Annotated in this window: 18 protein-coding genes; 8 read left to right on the top strand and 10 right to left on the bottom strand. The window is 70.7% G+C overall.

Annotation, left to right across the window (positions count from 1 at the left end; all coding sequences use genetic code 11):
- Positions 1–7: 7 nt before the first annotated feature.
- The 4 genes from C1746_RS10810 to C1746_RS10825 all read right to left on the bottom strand — a co-directional run bounded on the left by C1746_RS10810 (position 8) and on the right by C1746_RS10825 (position 4,200).
- A complete protein-coding gene (locus C1746_RS10810) occupies positions 8–730 on the bottom strand; it encodes an ABC transporter ATP-binding protein (RefSeq protein ID WP_162867628.1) in 723 nt (240 codons plus the stop codon).
- A gap of 126 nt (positions 731–856) precedes the next feature.
- Positions 857–2,392, bottom strand: a complete 1,536-nt coding sequence (locus C1746_RS10815) for a DEAD/DEAH box helicase (protein ID WP_162867629.1) — start codon at positions 2,390–2,392, stop codon at positions 857–859.
- Positions 2,393–2,551: 159 nt separating this feature from the next.
- A complete protein-coding gene (locus C1746_RS10820) occupies positions 2,552–3,367 on the bottom strand; it encodes a TrkA C-terminal domain-containing protein (protein WP_116714601.1) in 816 nt (271 codons plus the stop codon).
- A 2-nt stretch (positions 3,368–3,369) separates the two neighbouring features.
- Positions 3,370–4,200: a thioesterase family protein gene (locus C1746_RS10825; RefSeq protein ID WP_116714602.1), complete on the bottom strand. Its 831-nt coding sequence runs from the start codon at positions 4,198–4,200 to the stop codon at positions 3,370–3,372.
- Between the two features lie 56 nt (positions 4,201–4,256).
- Here C1746_RS10825 and selD point away from each other — a divergent pair, with 56 nt between their 5' ends.
- From selD to C1746_RS10860, 7 genes are all read left to right on the top strand, one after another.
- Positions 4,257–5,342, top strand: coding sequence for a selenide, water dikinase SelD (selD, locus tag C1746_RS10830; RefSeq protein WP_116714603.1), 1,086 nt, complete (start codon positions 4,257–4,259; stop codon positions 5,340–5,342).
- Positions 5,343–5,344: 2 nt separating this feature from the next.
- The gene (locus tag C1746_RS10835; RefSeq protein ID WP_116714604.1) at positions 5,345–6,160 is read left to right on the top strand and encodes a methyltransferase domain-containing protein; all 816 of its coding nucleotides are present in this window, start codon (positions 5,345–5,347) and stop codon (positions 6,158–6,160) included.
- Between the two features lie 31 nt (positions 6,161–6,191).
- Positions 6,192–6,629: a M67 family metallopeptidase gene (locus tag C1746_RS10840; RefSeq protein ID WP_116714605.1), complete on the top strand. Its 438-nt coding sequence runs from the start codon at positions 6,192–6,194 to the stop codon at positions 6,627–6,629.
- 61 nt (positions 6,630–6,690) lie between these two features.
- Positions 6,691–6,969 carry a ubiquitin-like small modifier protein 1 gene (locus C1746_RS10845; RefSeq protein ID WP_116714606.1) on the top strand — a complete coding sequence of 93 codons (279 nt, stop codon included), beginning with the start codon at positions 6,691–6,693 and terminating at the stop codon, positions 6,967–6,969.
- 71 nt (positions 6,970–7,040) lie between these two features.
- Positions 7,041–7,985, top strand: coding sequence for a PLP-dependent cysteine synthase family protein (locus C1746_RS10850; RefSeq protein ID WP_116714607.1), 945 nt, complete (start codon positions 7,041–7,043; stop codon positions 7,983–7,985).
- 78 nt (positions 7,986–8,063) lie between these two features.
- On the top strand, positions 8,064–8,669 hold the full coding sequence (locus tag C1746_RS10855) for a TetR/AcrR family transcriptional regulator (protein WP_116714608.1): 606 nt from the start codon (positions 8,064–8,066) through the stop codon (positions 8,667–8,669).
- 78 nt (positions 8,670–8,747) lie between these two features.
- Positions 8,748–9,476 (top strand): SDR family NAD(P)-dependent oxidoreductase, encoded by a 729-nt coding sequence (locus C1746_RS10860; RefSeq protein WP_116714609.1) that lies wholly within the window; start codon positions 8,748–8,750, stop codon positions 9,474–9,476.
- On the opposite strand, the gene C1746_RS10865 is transcribed toward C1746_RS10860, so the two are convergent.
- Positions 9,473–9,817 carry a hypothetical protein gene (locus C1746_RS10865; protein ID WP_116714610.1) on the bottom strand — a complete coding sequence of 115 codons (345 nt, stop codon included), beginning with the start codon at positions 9,815–9,817 and terminating at the stop codon, positions 9,473–9,475. The two genes, C1746_RS10860 and C1746_RS10865, sit on opposite strands and share 4 nt — an antisense overlap.
- Before the next feature lie 98 nt (positions 9,818–9,915).
- Positions 9,916–11,130 (bottom strand): M20 metallopeptidase family protein, encoded by a 1,215-nt coding sequence (locus C1746_RS10870; RefSeq protein ID WP_116714611.1) that lies wholly within the window; start codon positions 11,128–11,130, stop codon positions 9,916–9,918.
- Between the two features lie 90 nt (positions 11,131–11,220).
- On the opposite strand from C1746_RS10870, the gene murA reads away from it, so the two are divergent.
- Positions 11,221–12,522 (top strand): UDP-N-acetylglucosamine 1-carboxyvinyltransferase, encoded by a 1,302-nt coding sequence (gene murA, locus C1746_RS10875; RefSeq protein ID WP_116715672.1) that lies wholly within the window; start codon positions 11,221–11,223, stop codon positions 12,520–12,522.
- A 22-nt stretch (positions 12,523–12,544) separates the two neighbouring features.
- Here murA and C1746_RS10880 read toward each other — a convergent pair whose 3' ends face one another.
- The 4 genes from C1746_RS10880 to C1746_RS10890 all read right to left on the bottom strand — a co-directional run bounded on the left by C1746_RS10880 (position 12,545) and on the right by C1746_RS10890 (position 15,865).
- Positions 12,545–14,026 carry a hypothetical protein gene (locus C1746_RS10880; RefSeq protein ID WP_162867630.1) on the bottom strand — a complete coding sequence of 494 codons (1,482 nt, stop codon included), beginning with the start codon at positions 14,024–14,026 and terminating at the stop codon, positions 12,545–12,547.
- The gene (locus C1746_RS10885; protein ID WP_116714613.1) at positions 14,019–14,663 is read right to left on the bottom strand and encodes an RNA polymerase sigma factor; all 645 of its coding nucleotides are present in this window, start codon (positions 14,661–14,663) and stop codon (positions 14,019–14,021) included. The genes C1746_RS10880 and C1746_RS10885 overlap by 8 nt, the downstream gene beginning before the upstream one ends.
- A gap of 49 nt (positions 14,664–14,712) precedes the next feature.
- Positions 14,713–14,835, bottom strand: coding sequence for a hypothetical protein (locus C1746_RS22970; protein ID WP_276309967.1), 123 nt, complete (start codon positions 14,833–14,835; stop codon positions 14,713–14,715).
- A gap of 61 nt (positions 14,836–14,896) precedes the next feature.
- The gene (locus tag C1746_RS10890) at positions 14,897–15,865 is read right to left on the bottom strand and encodes a 5-oxoprolinase subunit C family protein (protein ID WP_162867631.1); all 969 of its coding nucleotides are present in this window, start codon (positions 15,863–15,865) and stop codon (positions 14,897–14,899) included.
- Positions 15,866–15,899: the final 34 nt, after the last annotated feature.

A 15,899-nucleotide genomic window follows, 5' to 3' on the forward strand; every position in this document is an offset into this window, starting at 1 on the left:
GACGCGATCATGTCAGTCCGAGTTCGGCGGCCTCGGGAGAGGCGTCGATGACATCCCAGTCGCCCTCGGCGACGACGTGGCCGTGCTCGAGCAGCACCACCCGGTCCGCCAGTTGGCGGGCGAAGGCGGGGGAGTGGGTGGAGAGCAGCACCGCTGCGCCACGGTTGCGGGTCCGGTCGAGGCGGTGGGCCAGCAGGCTCTGCGCGGCAGGGTCCAGCCGTAGAACCGGCTCGTCCAGCACGAGCACCTTGAAGGGCCGGATGAACGCGCAGGCCAGTTGGGTGCGCTGCTGCAGACCAGCGGACAACTCCTCGGGGACGTGGTCGCGATGGGCATCAAGCCCGAACTGATCGATGATCTGCCCCAGCCGCCGGTCGAAGGTGTCCTCGTCCAGTCGCTCGCCGAGCCCGTGGCCGACCGCGGTCAGCTCGATGTGCTCCTCGACGGTCATGTCGGCGTAGAAGACGGGGGAGTCCGAGACGTAGGCCAGCGCCCGCCTGGCCGTGGTGGCCTCCGGCTCGGTGAACGGGTCGGCGCCTGTCACGCGGACCGTCCCGGACGTAGGTGGAACCAGACCTGCGATGGCGGTCAGGGCGGTGGTCTTGCCGGAGCCGTTGTGGCCCAGCAGGGCGACGCACTCACCTGCGTCGAGGTGCAGGTCCAGACCGTCGAGCGCAACGGCCGTGCCGTAGGTGCGACGCAGCTGGGTGACCGTCAGCAGGCTAGACACCGGCTCGATGCTACGCGGGGCGTGATCCGGTGCCTGCTCGGTCGGGATGGGTGGACTTCCCACCCCGAGTGAGTGGGAAGTCCACCCACCACGCCTGGGCACCGCCGGCTTGCGGTTGGAGGGCCGCTAGAGCAGACGGCGGGTCACGCTTCGAGCGACGTCGGCCACCTCGGCCAGGAAGTCCTCCTGAGCCCCGTTCGCCGGGTCCTCCCTGGTGTCGATGGCGTAGGCGATGACCAGTCGCGCCGCCCTGCCGTCGGGCTTCAGGCGCAGCACCCGACCCAGCCGCTGGATCATCTGCCGTCGGGTCCGGAAGGCCGCCAGCACCACGGCGAGCTCGGCATCGGGCACATCGACGCCCTCATCCAGCACGCGGGGGGCGGTGACGGCCTGCAGGTTGCCGTTCGCGAACTGAGCCAGCCGAATCCGTCGCTTGTCGCCGGGCAGGTCGCCGTGGATCTCCTCCGCCTGGACGCCACCCCGCCGGAGCGCAACCGCCGCCTGCTCCGCTTGCTCGACGGTGTCGGTGAACACCAACGTCCTGGTCCCGGCCGTCGCCAACCCGCCGGCCAGCGACTGCACGACCGCCAGCTTCGCGCCCGCCTGCGCCGCCACATCCCGCCGGCCCCGCAGCGCCGACAGGTACGCCCGGGCCGCGACCACCTCTCGGGCGACGCGGGTGTTCGGTCGACCCTCCGCGCCGGCGGACAGCTTCGCCGCCGCCGCGATCAGCTCCAGCGGTGACTTGGGCAGCCCGTGGGCGACCAGCTCCCGACGATGGTCCCGCACCCGGGCGTCGGCCTTGTCGTAGGCCGACCGCTCCCCAGCAGTCAGCGGTACGCCCACCAGCTCGATGTCGAACGGGGCGATCACCCCGTCGCCAGCGGCGTCGGCGAAGGTGTACTCGGCCACGACCCCGCCGAAGTACGGCCCGAGCACGTCGATCAGCCCGTCGTCGTTGCGCTCGTAGGTGGCCGTCAGCGCCAACCGCATCAGGAAGTCCGGTTTGAGCGCCTCACCCCAGGTCGGTGCCCCGTAGCGGTGGGCCTCGTCGGCAACCAGCAGACCCACGGCGCCGTGCGGCAACTCGACCGGGACGGCGGCCGCAGAGTGTGGCGTTGCGATCACCACGTCGAACTCGAACAGGTCGTCGGGACATCCGCCGCCGAGCTGCCCGACGCGGGCACCGGGGATGAGGGTGCGGATCTGTGAGCGCCACTGTCCCAGCAGGTCCAAGGTCGGCACGATCACCAGTGCCCGGCCACCCTGTGCCAGGCAGGCTCGGACGGCGGCGATCGCCAGTCGGGTCTTCCCGGTGCCCGTCACCGCCTCGACGACGCCCTGGCAGCCGGCGGTGGCCCAGGCGGCGAACGCGTCGATCTGCCAGTCGCGTAGGTCGAGGCCCTCCAGCGGCGAGGCCGTGCTGACCGGCGGCGCAGCATCCGGCTCGGTGAAACAGGGGTCGACGGACCACACCTGTCGGCCCAGGACCTCCTCCCGCGTGAACTGGCCGTCACGGGTCAGCGCACGCTCGACCAGGGTTCTCGAGGCCCGGCCCGCGCCCGCAGCCTTGACGGCCCGGACAAGCGCGGGCAGCGGCGTCGGCCCGCGGTCGGTCAGGACGTCGGCGATCACAGCAGCCAGAGCGTCGGTGGAGGTCACGTCATCACGGTAGGCGGGTGGTGCGACAGTCCAACGTGCGCTGTGCACAACCACGGCCCCGCGGCCCTGAGCGTGACGGCTCTTCTGACCGGGAGCGGGGTGCGTGCAACGCTCAGGCGCCGACGCGCCGGCCCCGGACCCACGCGTTCCGCGCCGGCCTCAGGCGTCCTGGACAGGGCGGGAGCGACGACGGCGTGGCCGCCACCCTCGCCGCTTGCGGTCCCGCGAGCGTTCCTCCGCCTCCCTGGTCTGGCTCGCCTCGACCATCAGCTCGTGCAGCCGGTCACCCTCGGGGCCGGCGGGCCGCTGATGCAGCTCGGCCAGCGGACCAGTCGGCCCGTACACCAGCAGCCGGTTGCCCGGCTCGACGGATGTGTCCCCGCGCGGGGCACCCAGATAGACCCCGTTGGGCCGTTCCACGCCGAGGACCAGCATCCCCTCGTCGGTCAGCCGTGAGTCCGCCAAGGTCTGTCCCGACATCCAGTGCCCCTCGTCGACCTTGATCCGGTCCACCCCGTAGTGCATGCCCAGGTGCAGCAGGCCGTGGTAGTCGCCGACGTCCAGATCGGTGTACCGCCGCAGGACCAGCTCGGCGATCTTCGCGATGGCTCGGGAGAAGCGCTGGCTGCGCGCCAACATCAGCAGCACCAACAACCCGACGATGACGGCGGCCAGCGCCACGACCGTGTTCCCGAACGTGTCGATGCTGCCCAGCGCGCGCGAGAGCGAGGCGATCCCGGTCACCAGACCGGCGTTGCCGATCAGCATGAGGGTCAAGTAGATCTGGCGGCGGGCGGGGTGGCCCATGACCTGCTCCGCCTCGCGGGTCCCGAGCCCGGTGGACGACAGCGCCGAACGGGCCTGGAAGTGCGCGACCTGGGGGCTCATCCCGGTGAGGGTGAGGGCCACGGCCGCCACGCGGGTCACGAGCAGCGACAGCAGCACCACGACGAACAGGATCAGCAGGCCGTCCATGATCAGTCCTCCGCAGCCGTGTCGAGCAGCAGCGACTGGCTGCCGCGTCCGAGGGGCCCCTGCACATCGTGGATCACCGAGGTGGCCAGCCCCACCCCGTGGTTGGTGAGGGTTGTCCGCGCGTCCAGCCCGATCCACTCGCCTGCGGGCAGGCGGGTCAGGTACACCGTGAGGTCGGGGTTGATGAACAGGCCCTGGAAGCGGGCCGAGATCCCGTTCCCACTGTCCGCTGCCGTCAGAACCCGCGCCAGCGGGGTCGTCGGTTCACTGTCCAGCAGCGGGTATCGCATGCGCAGCCACGCGATGGAGGGTCCGGGGGCCGACCAGCCGCCGCGGACGAATCGGGTCTCGATCGCCTGGATGTATCCGGTGTGCCGCACTTCCCGGAAGAAGGACGTGGACTCCTCGGCGGCGTCGGGCCCGGGGATGGGATCACCCTCGACGACCGGACCGTGGATCACCCCCGAGCCGTCGTCGGCTGGGATCACCGGCAGCTCGCCGGTGCGGATGCGCCAGGCCCGAGCCGAAAGCAGGTGGCCGCCCTGGTCGTCGTGCAACTCGGCCTCCAGCAGCTCCACCTTGTGGCCAGGTCGGGCGACCCCGGTCGTGACGTGCAACCGCGTGATCGGGACGGGGCGGCGGATCTCGACGGTGAGCCTGACGACCTGGGCGTCGTCCCGCGCGTGGTGGGCCAGCACGGTCTGGCCGATGAGGGCAGCGGGCGGGCCCCCGTGCTGGGCTCTGGGGTCCCAGGGGCCCCGTGTGTGATCGGTGGCGGTGACGGTTCGCTGCGCGTCGTCGTGGTCCTCGAGGACGAAGAAGGATTCGGACACGGGCTGATAGTAACGACCAGGTGGGGTGGTCGAGCCGTGTGGTTAGGGTGGAGGCAATGAGCGCCCCGACCCCGGCCCCATCAGCCGCCACGACGAGGCGTCTGACCGAGTTCAGCCACGGCGCGGGGTGTGGCTGCAAGATCGGTCCGGATGAGCTTGCCGACGTCCTCGGCCGACTGGCACCGCCTCGACATCCCGACCTCCTGGTGGGGTCCGACACCGGCGATGACGCTGCGGTGTGGCGGTTGGGTCCCGACCGCGCCCTGGTCCTGACCACGGACTTCTTCACGCCACTGGTCGATGATCCGCGGACCTGGGGACGGATCGCCGCCACGAACGCCGCCAGCGACGTCTACGCGATGGGCGGGACACCGCTGATCGCGCTCAACCTGGTGGCCTGGCCGGTCGACCAGCTCGGCCCGGAGATCCTGGCGGAGGTGCTCCAGGGCGGCGCCGACGCCGCCGCCGATGGCGGGTGGTTGGCGGTCGGTGGCCACTCGATCGACGACCCCGAGCCGAAGTACGGCCAGGCCGTGGTCGGCGAGGTCCACCCCGACCAGATCATGACCAACGCGGGCCTGCGCCGCGATGACGTCCTGGTCCTGACCAAGGCGCTCGGTACCGGGGCGATCACCACGGCGGTCAAGTTCGAGAAGGCCGAACCCGAGTGGGTGTCCTCGGCCATCGTGTCGATGTGCACCTTGAACAAGGTCGCAGCCCTGGCGGGGGTCGCCGCCGGTGTCACGGGAGCCACTGACATCACCGGCTTCGGGCTCCTCGGACACCTGAAGAAGATGGCCGCGGCAAGCGGCGTGGACGTGGCGATCGACGCCGCCACCGTGCCCGCCCTACCGGGTGCCCGCGAGGCGCTCGGCCGTGGCATGATCTCCGGCGGCACCCGGCGCAACCGGACCTGGGCCGAGGACGTCGTCACGATCGGTGAGGGGGTGTCGGAGGAGGACATCTGGCTCCTCGCGGACGCTCAGACCTCCGGCGGCCTGCTGCTGGGCGTGGCCACCGATCAGGTCGAGCAGGTGCTGTCGACGCTGAAGGACGCTGAACTGCCGGCGGCAGCGATCGGGCGGGTCACCGGCGCCGGCGTCGGTCACATCAGCATCCGCGGCGCGAGCGCCGCAGGCTGACCGTGGCGGCCAACGACACCTACCTCCACGGTCACGCCGAGCCGGTGCTGCGCAGCCATAGGTGGCGCACCGTGGAGAACTCCGCCGCCTACCTGCTGCCCCATCTCCGGGAGGGCCAGGACGTCCTCGACGTCGGCTGTGGGCCGGCCACGATCACGATCGACATCGCGACCCGGTTCCCGACCAGTCGCGTCGTCGGGATCGACCCGGTCGGTGCTGTCCTCGAGGGCGTTCCGACGACTGAGATCCCCGCCAACCTCACCCTGCGGGTCGGTGACATCTTCGACGAGGACCTGCCCGCCGGCAGCGCCGATGTGGTCCACGCTCATCAGGTCCTGCAGCACCTGGCCGATCCCGTCGACGCGCTCCGGCGGATGCGACGCCTGTGCCGCCCCGGTGGCGTGGTCGCGGTCCGAGATGTGGACTACGGGGCCATGAGCTGGGCTCCTTCCGATCCCGAGCTCGATGCCTGGTACACCGCGTACGCCGAAGCTGCGACGCGCGACGGGCATCAGCCGAACGCCGGTCGGCACCTGCTGGGCTGGGCGCTCGACGCCGGCTTCACCGATGTCACTGCCTCCGCCTCGGTGTGGTGCTTCGCCACCCCGACGGAGCGCGCGTGGTGGGCAGAGATGTGGGCCGACCGCGTGACTGATCCCGCGTCCCGCCTCAGCGGGCGGTTGGAGCAGACCGGCCGTGGGGCCGACGAACGCGCCGCGATGGCCGCGGCCTGGCACCGCTGGGCTGCCGCCCCCGACGGGTGGTTCGCCGCGGTCCACGGTGAGCTGATCGCCCGCGTACCCTCGTCCGCTCCATGAACGCAGGGCGGACCTCGTGACCCAGGCGCCGATGAGCGGCCGGCTCGACCTGCCCGGTGACATCCGCGACGAGATGTTGATCCACGCCCGCAGCGACGTGCCATACGAGACCTGCGGGCTCCTCGCGTCCGACGCCGACGGGAACCTGGCCGGTCACTGGCCGGTGGCCAACGCCGACCGGTCGATGACGTGGTTCAGGATGGACCCGAAGGATCAGCTGCGGGCGATGCGGGCCATGGACGATGCGGAACTCGAGTGGTCCGGCATCTGGCACTGCCACACCCACACCGAGCCCTTTCCCTCGCCGACCGACATCGACCAGTCGGTGCACTGGCCCGGCATCGTCGCGGTGATCGTGTCGCTGCAGGACCCCGATCCGGTCATCCGGGCCTTCGACATCGCTGACGGCGAGGTGACCGAACGAGTTCTCACTGTTGATGGGAAGGAACAGGACCGCGGCGCTGTTTAGCCTCATCAGCACCACGTCCGTCCACCGACGGCGCTGTTGATCTCGAAAGGTATTCAGTTCCATGGCCGTCTCGGTCCGCGTCCCCACCGTTCTCCGCAAGCACACCGACGGCAACGCCACGGTGGAGGGAGATGGCGCAACCATCACCGCTCTGCTGGCCGACCTCGCTGACCGCCACGCCGGTCTGACCCAGGCCATCACCGCCGAGGACGGCGGGCTGGCCGGCTTCATCAACGTCTACCTGAACGACGAGGACATCCGCTTCATGGACGGTGTGGACACTGAACTGCGTGACGGCGACGAGTTGAGCCTGCTGCCGGCCGTCGCGGGTGGCAGCTGAGGTCGGCAACGGGAGCCACGATCGTGCAGCTTGCAGCCGTGGCGTGGGTTGGCCCCCGATCGTGACCGATCATGCTTGCCAGCAGCCTCGCTGATGCGGTCGGGCGGACCCCGCTGGTCCACCTGCCGAACCTCTCTCCGCCCGGCTACGAGATCTATCTGAAGCTGGAGGGACTGAATCCCACCGGCTCGATCAAGGACCGCGTTGCGGCCTATCTGCTGGCCGCGGCCGAGAAGGCCGGACGGTTGCAGCCCGGCGCTCGGATCCTCGAGCCGACCAGCGGCAACACCGGCATCGCCCTGGCCGCGCTGTGTGCCCCGAGGGGGTACAAGCTGACCTGTGTACTGCCCGAGAACACCTCGGCCGAGCGCACGCAGTTGCTGGAGCTCTACGGTGTTGACATCGTCTACTCGCCGGCGACCGAGGGGTCCAACGGCTCCGTCCGCGTAGCCCGTGAGATGGCCGAGGGCGACCCGGACGTGTTCATGCCCTTCCAGTACGGCAACCCCGCCAACCCACGTGCCCACTACGAGACCACCGGCCCGGAGATCCTGGCCGACCTGCCCGATGTCGCTGCGGTCGTGGCCGGTCTCGGCACCGGCGGGACGGTCACCGGTGTGGGGCGTCGCCTGTGGCAGGCCAACCCGGACATCAAGATCTTCGCCGCCGAGCCCGAGTACGGGGACCTGGTCTACGGCCTGCGCAATCTGGACGAGGGCTACGTGCCCGAGGTGCTCGACCAGTCGGTGTTGTCCAGTCGCATCAAGGTGAACTCCCTGAAGGCCCTGACGGCCACACGGGAGTTGGCTGCGGCCGAGGGGATCTTCGCCGGGGTGTCCACCGGCGCCTCGCTTGCCGTCGCACAGCGCATCTGCGACCCGCGTCGACTTCCACAGGGGTCGAAGGTGGTGGCCATCTCACCGGACGGCGGGTGGAAGTACCTCTCGACCGGGGCCTACGCGCCGGGGGACACGGCTCAGATCGCTGAGAAGATCTCGGGCACCCTCTGGGCCTGAGCCTCGTGGACCGACCGTTCGAGGGGACAGGGAGGAGCAGTTGTGGAACGATCGGTTCGTAACGGCTAGTCTTGCGTCATGGCCCGCCCACGAACGTTCGACCCAGACTCGGTTCTGGACCGAGCTGCCGAGATCTTCGTGGAGCAGGGTTTCGCGGCCGTCGGCATCGAGACCCTGACCGACGAGCTGGGGCTCTCCCGGAGCTCGATCTACGGCGCCTTCGGATCCAAGCAGGGGCTGTGGCTGCAGGCGCTCGGTCGCTACCGCCACCACGCCCTCGAAGGGCTTCGAGAGGTGCTGTCTGCAGAGGGGGACGTCCTGCCCGCGGTCACGGCCCTGCTCGACGCGATTCGCGTGTCCGTCGAGGAGGGTGTGGACGCCCGTTGTCTGGTCGTGCTCGCCGCCTGCGAGCGGGGCGCGACGGATCCCGACACCGCAGCCGAGGTGTCCCAGCAGTTCGCGGCGATCGACACGCTCCTGCACGACGCGCTGGTCCGAGCCGTGAGCCGGGGCGAGCTTGCCCCGGATGTCGACGCCGGAGGGCTGGCCTCGCTGATCTCGGCAGTCATCTCCGGCGTCCGGGTGAAGGCAGCCGCCGAGGGGGCCAACCCGGTGGCCATCCGAGCCCTGCATCACATGACCGGACTGCTCGACGCCGCTCGATCCGCGCCGGCCACGGTCTGAGCTCCGAGCCGGTGGCGCGCCCTACCTATTGCTACCCAGATAACGGAACGATCGTTCCCTAACCAGAGAGGACATGACATGACCCGCACCGCACTCGTCACCGGAGGAAGTCGGGGGATCGGACGCGCCACAGCGCTCGCCCTCGCCGACGACGGACTCGACGTCGCCATCACGTACCGTTCCTCAGCCGATGCCGCGGACGCCGTCGTCGAGGAGATCGCGGGGCGCGGTCGACGCGCCATCGCCATCCAGTCGGATCAGAGCAACACCGGCCAGACTGCGGCGGCCGTGGACCGGACGGCGCAGGAGTTCGGCGGACTGGACGTCGTGGTCCTGAACGCCGGGGTCGCTGAGGGTCGACCGCTACCTGATGCCGACGACGAGCTGTACGACCACATCATGGACACCAACGTGAAGGGTGTCTTCGCCGCTGCCCGTGCGGCCAGCCACCACCTGGGGGAGGGCGGCCGGATCGTCGTGCTGGGCTCCATCAACGCCGACGTGGCCTTCGTCCCCGGCATGACGCTGTACGCGACCTCCAAGGCCGCGGTGCAGGGCATGGTCCGCGGGTTGGCGCACGACTTCGCCGCGCAGGGCACAACCGTCAACGCCGTGCAGCCCGGCCCCGTCGACACCGACATGAACCCGGCGGACGGTCCCATGGCCGAGATGCTGACGCCGATGGTCGCGCTGAAGCGCTACGGACGGGCGGAGGAGATTGCCGCCCTGGTTCGCTTCCTCGCCTCGGAGGAGTCGAGCTACATCACGGGGGCAGCTCTCACGATCGACGGCGGCGTGACGGTTTAGCGCCGCGCCGTCGTGGGCTCCCGCACCACAAGACCGAGCGCCCGCGCCTCCGCGACGAAGCGTTCCGCCTGTGGGGTGGTCGCCGTGGACCGGCACAGCAGCACCTCCTCGTGAGATGTGTTGGCGACCAGCCGGTGCGCTGGTCGGCCAGCGTGGTGGCGGGAGACCCAGCGGAGGTCCGTCACCTCGCTCACTCGGAGTGCAGCGGATGGGGAGGCGATGGTCTCCGGCGTGACGCGCAGCCCCTGGCCAGCCAGGCGGCTGCTCTGCCATGCCACGATGATCCCGGCCAGCACCAGGGCCACGTACCCCTCCGTGGCGTTGTCCGGTCTGAACACCACGGCAGTTGTCCCGGGGAGGGCCAGCGCGACGATGGCCAGCCCCAGGTTGATCGCCGTCTGGCGACGGGCCCAGCGGAACGGGACGAAGCCCTCGCGGATCAGAGCGCCTGCAGGTTCCGGATGGCGGTGGCCATCACCGCCACGCCGATGGGCAGGGCCGACTCGTCGAGATCGAAGCGCGGACTGTGCAACGGCGCCTCGATCCCGAGCTCGGCATTTCCCACGCCTAGCCGATACATGCAGATCTCGACGCCGGTATCGCCGAAGTGGAAGAAGTCCTCCGACCCCATCGACGGCTCGTCCTCGAGGATCACGTTCTCGGGGCCCAGCACCTCTGTTGCGGCGGTGGCCACGACCGCAGTCGGACGGGGGTCGTTCAGGCCCACCGGGTAGCCATTGGTGACCTCGACCGTGGCGGTGGCGCGGTGGGTCTGGGCGACGGAGTCGGTCAGCTCGGCCACGCGCTTCAGCAGGAACTGCCGGATGGACTTGTCGAGTGACCGCACGGTCAGCTCGAGCCGGACCTCGTCAGCGATCACGTTGGGGCGCGTCCCGCCGTGGATGGAGCCGAACGTCAGTACGACGGGCTTGACCGGATCGATCTCCCGGGTCAGCAGCTGCTGGGCCGCGGTGACGAGGTTCGCTGCGACCGGGATCGGGTCGATCGTCGTCTCCGGGTGGGCGGCATGGCCGCCCTGACCCTGGATCGTGATCGTGATCTCGTCCACCGACGCCGTGACCGGTCCGTGCCGGTAGGCGACCTTGCCGGCGGGGACGTGGCTGGCGCAGTGCAGCGCGAGGATCGCGTCGTGGCTCACACCCTGCAGGGCACCGGCCTGGACCATCGGCAGAGCGCCGCCGTCTCGCTCCTCAGCCGGCTGGAAGTAGAGCCGAACCGGCTTTGCCGGACGCGCGACCGTGGCCAGCAGCTCGGCCACACCCAGCTGGACGGCGACGTGTCCGTCGTGCCCGCAGGCGTGCATGACCCCGTCGTTGCGTGACCGGTAGCCCTCGCGCCCCTCCGCCTCGGTGATGGGCAGGGCGTCCATGTCAGCGCGCAGCCCCACCGCACCGTCCTGGCTGCGGCTGCCCGGGATGGTGGCGACGATGGCCGTCCGCAACACCCGGCGATGCTCGATCCCCATCGCGTCCAGGACCCCTTCGACGTAGGCGCAGGTGGCGTGCTCCTGGCCTGACAACTCCGGACCTGCGTGGATCGTGCGCCGGTGCGCGGTGACCCGCCGGGCCAGCCCCTCGGCCGCAGAGAGGATCTCGGCGGCGCTCAGCTCTGCCAGCTCTCCGGGTCCGTCCATGGAGCCATACTGCCTGCCGGTGCCCGGACGTGGGCCGGTCGTCCGAATCTCCTGCCCGACCGGGAGGCGACCCTCGCCTACTCTCGCATCATGACTGACACCTGGGAGGTCCGGCCCTCCGGTCCGCTGTCCGGCGACGTCGAGGTTGCCGGATCCAAGAACGCCGTCACCAAGCACATGGTTGCTGCGCTGCTGGCCGACACCCCCTCGACCATCAACAACGTCCCCGACGTCGGCGATGTCACCATCACCGCCAGCATCCTGCGCTCGCTCGGCGTGGGCGTGGAGCGGTCGGGCAAGGCCGTCACGATCGACCCCAGCGGACCGCTGGACCGGGAGGTGTCGGTCGAGTACACGGGTCTGAACCGGATCTCCATCCTGCTCCTGGGCCCGCTGGTGCACCGCAGCGGTGAGGCGTTCGTGCCCATGCCGGGGGGCGACAAGATCGGCCGCCGACCCATCGACTTCCACGTGGATGCACTGACGGCATTCGGTGCGACGGTCGAGGAGACCGAGAAGGGTGTCATCGCCCGGGCCAGTCGGCTTCGCGGCGCCCGAATCGACCTGCCCTACCCCTCGGTGATGGCGACCGAGGCCGTCCTCATCACCGCCTCGTTGGCGGAGGGGCGGACGGTGCTGACCGGCGCGGCCACCGAGCCCGAAGTGCTGGAGTTGGCCCTGTTCCTGCAGCGCATGGGGGCCCAGATCCAGCGGCAGCCCGGCCGACGGTTCGTCATTGACGGTGTCAGCACGATGCACGGGGCATCCACGACCCTCGCGGGGGACCGCCTGGAGGCGTTCAGCTACCTGGTGGCCGGGCTGATCTCCGGGGGGCAGGTTCGGGTGAAGGGTTGCCCACAGGCGTCGCTGACGATCGCCCTGACGACGCTCCAGTCGATGGGAGCCGACCTGCAGATCACCGACGAGTACGTCGCAGCCCGTCAGACCCTGCCGCTGCAGTCCGTGGCCATCCACACCGACACCCACCCGGGGTTCGCCACGGATTGGCAATCGCCGCTGCTGGTGCTGATGACCCAGGCCGAGGGTATGAGCGTCCTGCACGAGACGGTCTTCGAGGATCGTGTGAAGTACCCGGCAGACGTCATCGACGCCATGGGCGGGGAGATCGAGATGTTCAACACCTGCCTCGGCGGGCCGAACTGCCGGTTTGCGGACCGCAACGCCAAGCACTCCGTCGTGGTCAAGGGCATCAGCAAGCTGGTGGGGGCCGAGGTGGAGATCCCCGACGTCCGGGCCGGCTTCTCCGGTGTCATCGCAGCGTCAGTTGCCGATGGGATGTCCCGCATCTCCGGTGTTCGACACCTGGAGCGGGGCTATGACAACCCCTTCGACCGCTTGAGCGGTCTGGGGCTGGACCTGGCTCGAATGTAGGGCCACGTCGCCATGGCTGCGGTCACAGCGGCACGCTGGCCAGGACAGCGCATGAGGCCCGGTCGGTGACCACGACCACTGCCCGATCGGTCGTTGGGGAGCCCGTGACGACCAGGTGGGCGAGCGCGGCCTGGCCTTGATAGACCACGGTCTCGATCACGACGATGATGGAGGGGTCGCCGACGCCGGCAGCCCCGGCACACCGGGCGGGAGGCGTGCCGTCGGCGAATGGCGCGGAGGCCTGCAGTTGGGCGAGATGGTCACCGGCCCGCACGCGGGCCTGCTCACCCGACAGGCCCAGCTGCGCGGCCGTCTCGGGCCGACCGGTGTAGCGGGCGCGGGCAGTGTCGGGACCCGCAATCTCGGCGTCCGTGTCGATGATCGCTGGTGAGGTCGGCGCGAGGATGGGCGCGGGCGCGTCACCGCCGCTGTCTTCCGCCGGTGGCTCCACCGGTGTGCCCGGTGTAGCCGGGTCGGGCGTGTTGGGGGCGCCCGGGGCGGGGGCGACCGGATCGGGGTCGGCTGGGTCGGGGTCACCCTGGTCGGGCTGGCCCGGCGCGGGTTGAGGTGTCTGTGGGGCCTCGCCCCCGTTGACCGGAGCCGGGCCGTCCGCCGCCTCTGCCTCCTCGGTCGGAGGCGGTGCCGGGAGTGGGGCCGGGGCTGGTGGCGGGGCGTCAGCCTCGTCACGAATGCTTGGGTTCTCGCCGGACGCCGTACCCGCGCCGGCCGCCTCACCCGGCCCGGAGGAGCCGGTGGTGTCGCCGCCGTCGGAACTGGACCGGTCGGGCAGGCTGTCGTCGGCGTCTGCCTGGTCCGCCGCCTGGCTGTCGAACTCCTGGAAGTCCTGGCCACCCCGGTCGTCGAACGGGGTCTCGTCCTCGCCGGTTGGTCCTGGCCCCGCTTGCCGTGAGGGTGTAGGCGTCGCCGCAGCCCCCGCCGCCCCGCTGGCCTGGAGTGAGGTCTCGGCCTCGGCCTGCTCGCCGGCCTGCTGCCCCTCCTCGGCCGTGGGAGCCGCCGACTGGGACTGATCGAGGGGTTGGCGCAGGAAGGTGACCCCCAGCCCGGCCGTCACCGCCAGGACCAGCAGGACCGCCAGGGACCGGACCAGCCGGTCGACGCCACTCCAGCGGGACCGTCGGGACTGGTTCCCGCCGGCTCGGCCGCCGCCCGTCGACCCCCACGCCGCCACCGGTCGAGGTCGTCGCGTCCGCCCGTCCGTTGCTGCAGGTCCTGCTGAGCTCCCGCTGCTGGCGGTCTCGGAGAGGCGTGCGGTCAGCGCCTGGTCCAGCCGCCCTGCGAAGCCCTCGGCTGGCGCCGGTGCCACCGCCTCGGCCAGCGAGGACATGGTTTCGGCCAGCCGGTCAACCCGCTCAGCGACAGCGGCGTCCGTGGCCACCACTCGGTCGATGCGAGCCTCGGTGGCGTCGTCCACATCACCGGCAAGCCATGCGGCCAGCAGGTCGTCGGAGGGGGGCGGGGTTCGCCGGGGGGTTGGCTCAGTCACGTGCGGGTCGGGTCGGTGATGGTCGGTCGGGTCGGGCATTGGACGGATCAGCGGCCGCCGTTGTTCCGGAGCGGCCATCCAGACGACGCCAGGCGGTGTCCAGTGCGGCGGTCGCGCGGTGGATCCGCGACTTCACCGTGCCGACGGCGACGTTCGTCCGCTCGGCGATCTCGCGGTAGGAGAAGCCGAGGAACACGTGCATCACCAGGGCCGTCCGCTGGTCCTCCTGCAGCTCCGCGAGCGCCTCGCGGAGGTCCAGGCGCAACTCCGCATCGCGGATGGCGTCGGCAACGGGCCCACCCGGCGAGACGGGTGCCCGGTCGGAGCGGTCGAGGTGTTCGGGGTCGACCCCCGCGGACTGCGGTCGACGGGCTCGGCGGCGGTGGATGTCGTGGCAGACGTTGGTGGTCAGCCGGTACATCCAGGTGTTGAACGACGCGGTGCCGCGAAAGGAGGCGGCGTTGCGGTACAGCCGGACGAACGCCTCCTGGGTCGCGTCCTCAGCGTCGGCGTCGTTGCGGAAGAAGCGCCAGCAGATGGCATAGGTCCGCTCCCGGTGTCGGGACACAAGAGCGCTGAACGCCTGCGCGTCCCCCGCCACGAACTGCGCCAGCAGCTCCTCGTCGCCGACTTCCACGACACCTCACGCTAACGGAGGGACCCGACCGGACACGGAACGTGTCGCGTCAGAACTGGGTGATGAGGGTGATGCCGGTCGAATCGTCGGCATCGAAGTTCGCCAGGGCCGCCGGTGCCTGGTCCAGGCTGATGCTCCACACCAGCAGTCGTGGGGGAGGGGTCGGCAACATCCCGGACGTGCGGTGGGACCCCGAACTGGTCGTAGACGACAGCTCGCATCGTGGTCGCAGCCTACGCCTGCCGGTCGCCGTCCCCGACCACGCCGCCGATCAGGTTCCGACGCGCAAGGGTGTGGGCCAAGGAGCGCTCGGGCTGGCCGAGGACGGAGAGATAGGCCCGTCGTCGTCGGCTCTCCACCCGCACCAGATGGACGGCAGCCGCAGGGGAGATCACCTCGAAGTGGACGTCATCGCCCGGAGGTCTCTGGGCCAGCCGGTCCACATCGGTGGAGATGACGGTAGCGATCTTCGGATACCCGCCGGTCGTCTGGTGGTCGGCCAGCAGGACCGTCGGCTGGCCGGTCCCGTCGACCTGGATCGAGCCACGGAGGACCGGCTGGGACGGGATCGAGAGCACGCCGTCGCCCGTCAGGGCCAGCTCGCGGCCCGAGAGCGCCAGGCCCATCCGATCGCCGCGGGGGGTCACCGTCCAGGCCGACGAGGTCCAATCCGCGGTGACACCGCCCTGTCCCGGGCTCGGAGCCGCAACGTGATCGGCCTGTGGCCCCAGGACCAACCGCACGGTGCCTGCGTCGTCGTCCGGCAGGCCCGGGATCTCGCCCTCGCGGTCCCGGTCGACCTGGGCACCCACGACGTCCACGACGTCCCCCTGCTGCAGCAACTGGCCTCCGAGCGCGGACGGAGCGTGGGTGGAGACGCTGCCCAACCACTGCGTGGCCTGCACGGTCCCGAGCGGCGCGACGTAGGCCCAGCTGGCTCGCGGCCCCGGATCGGTGCGCAGCGTCTGACCACCGCGGAGGGTCAGGACCCGACCGCCGCTGTAGGTCCGTCCGTCCACGGTGACGCGGACGTCGGGCCCGGCGATGGCGACCGTCACAGCCCCCTCACCGAGCGTTCGTAGCGCCAGACCGGCGCGTGTCACCTCCAACGCCGGGTGGTCGGGCGGGTTGCCGACGGCTGCGTTCGCCGCGCCGAAGGACACCCGGTCGATGGGTCCGGATCGCGGAACGCCGAACCGCATGTGCCCCGGGCGTCCACCATCTTGGATCGATGCG

Origin of the sequence: Euzebya tangerina (assembly GCF_003074135.1) — a bacterium.
Classification (GTDB): domain Bacteria; phylum Actinomycetota; class Nitriliruptoria; order Euzebyales; family Euzebyaceae; genus Euzebya; species Euzebya tangerina.